The 6,092-nt window shown below is 44.3% G+C and carries 8 protein-coding genes and 1 pseudogene; 4 read left to right on the top strand and 5 right to left on the bottom strand.

The features are described 5' to 3' along the window. Positions 1 to 745 precede the first annotated feature (745 nt). Both AUJ82_00210 and AUJ82_00205 read right to left on the bottom strand, forming a co-directional pair. Positions 746 to 1,069: a hypothetical protein gene (locus tag AUJ82_00210; GenBank protein OIO61027.1), complete on the bottom strand. Its 324-nt coding sequence runs from the start codon at positions 1,067 to 1,069 to the stop codon at positions 746 to 748. Beyond that, on the bottom strand, positions 1,027 to 1,551 hold the full coding sequence (locus tag AUJ82_00205; GenBank protein ID OIO61026.1) for a hypothetical protein: 525 nt from the start codon (positions 1,549 to 1,551) through the stop codon (positions 1,027 to 1,029). Before AUJ82_00205 ends, AUJ82_00210 begins: the two co-directional genes overlap by 43 nt. A gap of 108 nt (positions 1,552 to 1,659) precedes the next feature. Between AUJ82_00205 and AUJ82_00200 the strand changes: the two genes are divergently transcribed. Together AUJ82_00200 and AUJ82_00195 are read left to right on the top strand one after the other, a co-directional pair. Next, positions 1,660 to 1,845: a hypothetical protein gene (locus AUJ82_00200; protein ID OIO61025.1), complete on the top strand. Its 186-nt coding sequence runs from the start codon at positions 1,660 to 1,662 to the stop codon at positions 1,843 to 1,845. Between the two features lie 275 nt (positions 1,846 to 2,120). Beyond that, positions 2,121 to 2,888 (top strand): restriction endonuclease, encoded by a 768-nt coding sequence (locus AUJ82_00195; GenBank protein ID OIO61024.1) that lies wholly within the window; start codon positions 2,121 to 2,123, stop codon positions 2,886 to 2,888. Here AUJ82_00195 and AUJ82_00190 read toward each other — a convergent pair. The 3 genes from AUJ82_00190 to AUJ82_00180 form a co-directional block, all read right to left on the bottom strand. Next, complete coding sequence (locus tag AUJ82_00190; GenBank protein ID OIO61028.1) at positions 2,872 to 3,723, bottom strand: hypothetical protein; 852 nt, start codon at positions 3,721 to 3,723, stop codon at positions 2,872 to 2,874. The genes AUJ82_00195 and AUJ82_00190 overlap by 17 nt on opposite strands. 84 nt (positions 3,724 to 3,807) lie before the next feature. Beyond that, entirely contained in the window at positions 3,808 to 4,002 is a 195-nt protein-coding gene (locus tag AUJ82_00185) for a hypothetical protein (protein OIO61023.1), read from the bottom strand. Between the two features lie 193 nt (positions 4,003 to 4,195). Continuing rightward, on the bottom strand, positions 4,196 to 4,387 hold the full coding sequence (locus tag AUJ82_00180; GenBank protein OIO61022.1) for a hypothetical protein: 192 nt from the start codon (positions 4,385 to 4,387) through the stop codon (positions 4,196 to 4,198). 187 nt (positions 4,388 to 4,574) lie between these two features. Here AUJ82_00180 and AUJ82_00175 point away from each other — a divergent pair, with 187 nt between their 5' ends. Continuing rightward, on the top strand, positions 4,575 to 5,105 hold the full coding sequence (locus AUJ82_00175; GenBank protein OIO61021.1) for a hypothetical protein: 531 nt from the start codon (positions 4,575 to 4,577) through the stop codon (positions 5,103 to 5,105). Between the two features lie 178 nt (positions 5,106 to 5,283). Next, positions 5,284 to 6,092: pseudogene (locus AUJ82_00170) on the top strand (IS21 family transposase).

The following is a 6,092-nucleotide window of genomic DNA, read 5'->3' as shown; positions in this document are numbered from 1 at the left end:
AACTTGTAATTTAAATTCTGGACTAAATTTTCGTTTACTGCCGGACATTAAGATACTCCTTCCTAGTTCAAGAGTGTCTTATCTTTTTGTCCGGTACAAGGGGTTCACTCCATCCGAGCGAATACCACTAAGAAATATTAGGATTATGACCCATTGGCAAGATAAAAACCATGTAAGGCATTCGCAAACTTGGCCTATCTCGTGGTAAAAGCTTATTAATGACAATGCGATGTATCATTTAGAGTGTGGCTTAACTTACTCTGTTGCCGATTGCCACACTAATCTTCTGGGCACTACTCCATTTTTTGGCAGCCATTATTGATTAGCATTAATTGAAGAAGGATTATTCATCAGCCTTGTAGGATAAAAGCACAAATATGTAAAAGGAGAGCTTGCTACGGACAGCAAATCAGATTACCTTAGAGTACCAATCAACTATGCCACCAGCCACGTTAAAGGGCCTTGTGCCTTGAGAGCCTTAGTCTTAAGGCTAAAATCACAGGCGACAAAAAGCTAGCTAATACTGAGCTGGTTAGGGCTGCTGTTCGGTTTATGCTAGCTGCTGGGGTTGATGTAAGCGGATGCAAGAGCGAAGAGGATTTACTTGCGAGGATGAGAACGACACGATAGATTATTGCTTTTCCTGGTCGTAAAGCACCTGAGGTCATTAAATCGAGCACGCACACAGAATAGCTCATACCCCGTTAAATTGTGGCTGATATTTTTAACAAGGTCTAGGGTTCAATTATTGTGGTGCTAGCCGAACTGAACTCCTGCTATACCCTCCTGGAATGTTTATATCTGTCACGCTTTCGAGAACTATCGAAGGACTAAGGAACTCTGGCAGGGTAACGTTGGGCTGACCATGAACCCATAAAAAGAGTTCGCAACCTAAAACTGAAGGGTGAAAAATCAACCCGTCCTTAGGCGCACTTTCATAACTTAATTTTATCTTTTCAACAGGCCCTGCTTCGAATAAGCTTTCGATAAGGCCCTCATGTGATAAACCAATCAAAATATGTTGCGTTATGGCATTACCGCGAGCAAATTCCTCCTCATTGTAGTCCATTGCCGCATCAAACACATCAACGGGAATAAAAATTCCCATTGCAGACCTATGCGGGCATCGCCAATATTATAACTGCTTCCATCATATAGCTTCTTGACGATTTTGTAGAAGATAAAGTGCGCCCTAATTTGGTAGGTAGAGAGTCGGGTAACAAGCGCAGCCTTACCAACGCCTCTATCGTCACGAGGAATCCCACTTCTCGATGAAGCAAGTACCCCTCCGAAGTATTCGGCAGCTAGGGGGTCCTCGGAAAAGGAGCCATCATCCAAGATGGATTTAAGTACCTTAGGGGGAACTGACTCGTCCTGGTCGATCCTATCACCGAGCTTCTTCTCGGCGATAGAGAAGATTCTTTCCACGTTGCCAGCTCTCTTCTCAGCCCAACCCTTTATTCCCTCCCCTAGATAGTCTGCAGTTGGCCCTAGAATCTTTACCACAATTTGAGCAGAACCGAAGATGGTGGCTAATTGTATAGCATCCATCGGTAGACCCCCTATGAATTATTATCTAATTCATATACTAAACGTTTTAACGGCCTCTTAACACCAAACACATGTTCGTTTATACTACCCCCCCCATAGGTGGTATATATGCCTATTCGTATATTCGGAGGTCATGGGATAGTAAACATAACGACACTGGAAGAAATCCTTAAGCACGGAAAAGCTGTTGGCGAGGATTTGGCGACAGGCAAGCGCATTGTTGCCGATCTTACAAAAGAGGAAAAGCGAGCGTATCACACCTATTTAAGAAGCCTAGGCAATCATAAAATGTAGTCTTTTCTACTTCCTGGTTACATCTACATGCACTCGACCACGGCAACAAGGCACTCATGCTGTGAGCATTGCAGATGTATGCCGTTTTAACTGTGCCACAGATTTTGAGAATGAGATTTAGCCTCGACCCCTATAGATTAAATGCAATAGCCGAAGTCATTTTGACGCGGTTGAAGCACACAAGACGAGCAATCGCCCTTACTTGATAAGTTCCAATCAAACGGATAGAGTGGTGCTAACCGTAAGGTAAAAACGGAATTGATCTTCGAGACAATATGACTGATGATAAGTTGCGGCTTGTAGAGTCGCTAATACGTACCATTCCAGAATTAACTACTGGCCAACTACACTGGCTACAACGTGTTATTACCGTTTTTAGCGCTGAACATGAATATACTCTAAACGAATCGGATATATTCGATACGATAACCTTACAGAACTTTGGGGATGCAATCCGTGTGCATCATAGTTTCTCATCGGAACCTTTTACTAAGGATAAATTTGAGCATGTCTTAGTTAAGGTTCTGAATATGGATGGGCATAAGGCCATTCTTGCGCCAAAGACCAATCCTGGTCATGATATTACTGTTGACGGGGTTAAGCTCTCGCTCAAGACCCAGGCTGATAAGGGGATAAGAGAAGAAGCCCTTTGGATCAGCAAGTTTATGGAACTCGGAAAAGGACATTGGGGTGATAACCCCGCTGATCTCGAAGGCTTACGCAATCAGTTCCTTTCTCATTTGAAGAGCTATGACAGAATTTTAAGCCTTCGTTCCCTTTTAAAAGGCCCACAATGGAAATATGAGCTTGTCGAAATACCTAAGCAAATTCTCTTAAGAGCACAAGCTGGGAAGCTGGAAATGATGGTTAGTAGCAAACAATTTCCTAAGCCTGGATATTGTTACGTATGCGACCAAGATGGAGGCGCTCTTTTCGATTTGTATTTCGATGGTGGTAGTGAGCGAAAACTGCAAATAAAGAATCTGCGAAAGGCATATTGCAAGGTTCATGCGGTTTGGGAGTTTCTTATTCCTCAGGACTAAGGGTAGCCTGGACTGCATTAGTTCGCCGATTGGCAATAGCTACATATTCGTCCTTTAGTTCAATCCCAACACAGCGCCGCCCTAGTTCCTTTGCTACTATTCCAACCGTTCCGACCCCATAGAATGGATCAAGAACGAGGTCGTCAACTCGACTGCCAGACAGCATACATGGCCTCACGAGCGCACGTGGAAAGACTGCAAAGTGGGCTTCAGGGCAAGGCTCAGTATTTATCGACCAAACTGTTCTTTTATTCTTTAACCCATTGCCGTTTGCTGTTTGTTCCTTAATGGCCTCTTGATTGAAATAATACCGCTCTGATTTCGTAAATAAGAACATATACTCATGGGCAACGGTAAATCGATCCTTAACACTTTCAGGTTGACAATTGGGTTTATACCAAATGATATCGTTGCGCAAAAACCACCCGTCTTTTTGGCATTCGAGGGCGAGCAACCAGGCTATGCCAATAAGATCTTTTTTCTTTAGGCCTGGTGGCGTTGGTGGCCGATAAGACATCGCTCTCCCCTTGTTCTTATCATCGGCATCTCTCCATTTTCGACCACCCGATGTATAAGTGTTCCCGATGTTAAGCCAAAATGTTCCATCAGGCTTTAGGACTCTACGAACTTCTCTAAAGATATCAACAAGGCTTTTAATGTAGAGGTGCAAATCTGGCTCTGCTCCGATTTGGTTTTCCATACCATAGTCTCTTACGCCCCAGTAGGGAGGCGATGTGACCACACATTGAAAGGTATTATCCGGAAGCCGACGTATCAATTCTCTTACATCTCCAGGTAATACAACCAATGGATGTTCTTCAGTTGGCCATTTTATCCCATGTCTTTGGTTGTCTTTATTAATAACAATGTCATCCATAAGCAAAATTTTCGCATAATCCTAACGCATGCGCAAGTATTATTATCGCTCTTTTTTAGGCCTTCCGGTCTTTTTTTTGCCGATTTTAGCAAATTCGGCTAGGTCGCTTTCCAGAATCATATGGTCCCTGCCAAATTTTTCTGAGGGCAAGCGCTTTTCCGCAATTAACTGGCGGATCCTCGATGGCGTCACGTTAAGATATTTTGCAGCATCTTCAGTAGTAAAAAACTCATTCATATACTACAGATATTATGGTACCTCATATATATGTTCAACTATCTTCTCCTCAGCAATCACTAATAGATACCGCTAGAAGCTCATACTCAGCTAAATTGTTGTTACTCGTTCTGTCTTACATTCTTAACAAGGGCTCTGAGGTGCGCCCCAAAACTTGAACTACTATTAAAATTTCCTAAGGTGAACGGCGGTATTAGGCTGTCGTTAATGCAAGCTCTCGTTTGATGAAGTCGTCCGGTGCAAGGTAGCCGATACTTGAGTGCCGGCGCTTTTCATTATAATAACACAGTGCTTTATTGATAAGCTCTATCACCTCGCTTTCTGTCTGTGCGGCAGCAAACACATCGGCCCACTCGTCCTTTAGTCTGCCAAAGAAGCTTTCCATCCCGGGGTTATCCGAGGGTGTTGCAATGCGACTGTAGGATACTCGCACGCCATCCTTTATAAGTTCACCTACATATTCATAACCGGTGTAGACGCTGCCCTGGTCCTGGTAAAAGATAACGCCGGACAGATCTGACGCCCAGCTTTTTTAAATACGCTTTTGCTTGGCGACATACCCCGATAACCATATGAAGAAGAGAGGTGGTGCGCCGGAAACCTACATCGCTCCCACGGTTCGCAAAAAGAGTCCCGCTAAGATGCCAACCGCTAGCACCGAATCTTTTAAGCCCGAGCCTGTACCTGATACGACCGAATATGAAAGCATTCTTACCATCATGCAGAACATGGTAACCGTCATTGAGAGGAGCCCGAGCGCGTTTAAGAATATGCAAGAGGAAGATATCCGCCAGCACTTCCTTGTCCAGCTTAATGGTCAATATGAAGGACAGGCAACCGGAGAGACATTTAACCTCGAAGGGAAGACCGATATTCTTATCCGCGTCGAGGGCAAAAACATATTCATCGCAGAGTGCAAGTTCTGGAAGGGACCAGAATCCCTTAAGAAGGCAATTGACCAGTTGCTCGATTACACAACATGGCGCGATACAAAAACAGCAATCGTAGTATTCAACATGTGTATTCCGACGCTAATCGACCACCGATTCCGAAATAAATCGTCCACTCGTTCCGAGCCAAATCGTCCACCGGTTCTGATTTAAATCGTCCACTTTTTTGCCGTGTATCGGAATCGGTGGTCGAAATGAATCGGAATCAATTAGACGTACTAACACTTCGCGTGCGAAGCAATAAATGACGCCTGGATAACAAGAAGGAGCCTTCCATATACTGTAATAATTACAGTTTTAGGAGGGCAAAATGCCAAAGAAGAGGTTATCCATGCGAAAACTTAAAGAAATGTTAAGGCTAAAGGCTATTGGGTTATCTAACCGCCAGATAGCCCAAAGCACGAAAGTATCACACTCGACGGTAGCTGATTATCTGTCACGAGCTAAAAAAGCTAATCTATCCTGGCCGATCCCTGAAGAATTAGACGACACGGCCCTTCAAGAGATGCTTTTTGGTGAAGAAGAGAAAAAACCAAGGCTAATTGAGCCCAATTACGCCGACATCTACAAGGAGTTAAAGAAGAAGCGCGTCACGCTTCTTCTGTTATGGGAGGAATACATAGCAGCTAACGCGGGCGGCTACCGCTACAGCCAATTTTGCAACCTGTATAGAAACTGGCACGGCCACATTGATCCCTGCATGCGTTTTAACCACAAGGCGGGAGAAAAATGCTTTATCGATTATGCGGGCATGACAATGCCGGTAATAGACAAAAACACCGGCGAGATTAAGCAAGCCCAAATATTTGTCGCCGCGCTCGGTGCTTCGAACTACACTTATGCTGAGGCCACATGGTCTCAAGAATTACCCAACTTCATCGCGAGCCATATTAGAGCGTTTGAGTTCTTCGGAGGGGTAACCCAAGTACTGGTGCCGGATAACTTAAAGTCAGGTGTTACAAAAGCCTGTCTCTACGAGCCCGATATCAATCCCACCTATCACGATTATGCGATGCATTACGCTATCGCCATTATCCCTGCCAGGCCTTCAAAGCCGAAAGACAAACCCAAAGTGGAGTCAGCTGTAAATGTAGTCGAGATGTGGATACTGGCATATTTAAGAAACAGAGTGTTTTTTAG

The sequence above is a fragment of the Verrucomicrobia bacterium CG1_02_43_26 genome, from assembly GCA_001872735.1.
In the GTDB taxonomy this organism is placed as follows: Bacteria; Verrucomicrobiota; Verrucomicrobiia; order Opitutales; family CG1-02-43-26; genus CG1-02-43-26.
Note: the sequence above shows the minus strand (reverse complement) of the source record. Positions and strands in the feature narration are given on the sequence as shown.

Excerpts from the sequence above, each read along its gene's own strand:
- AUJ82_00175 (OIO61021.1), top strand. The coding sequence starts at position 4,575 with ATGAAGAAGAGAGGTGGTGCGCCGGAAACCTACATCGCTCCCACGGTT.
- AUJ82_00180 (OIO61022.1), bottom strand. The coding sequence starts at position 4,387 with ATGGAAAGCTTCTTTGGCAGACTAAAGGACGAGTGGGCCGATGTGTTT.
- AUJ82_00205 (OIO61026.1), bottom strand. The coding sequence starts at position 1,551 with ATGGATGCTATACAATTAGCCACCATCTTCGGTTCTGCTCAAATTGTG.
- AUJ82_00210 (OIO61027.1), bottom strand. The coding sequence starts at position 1,069 with ATGGACTACAATGAGGAGGAATTTGCTCGCGGTAATGCCATAACGCAA.
- AUJ82_00185 (OIO61023.1), bottom strand. The coding sequence starts at position 4,002 with ATGAATGAGTTTTTTACTACTGAAGATGCTGCAAAATATCTTAACGTG.
- AUJ82_00200 (OIO61025.1), top strand. The coding sequence starts at position 1,660 with ATGCCTATTCGTATATTCGGAGGTCATGGGATAGTAAACATAACGACA.
- AUJ82_00195 (OIO61024.1), top strand. The coding sequence starts at position 2,121 with ATGACTGATGATAAGTTGCGGCTTGTAGAGTCGCTAATACGTACCATT.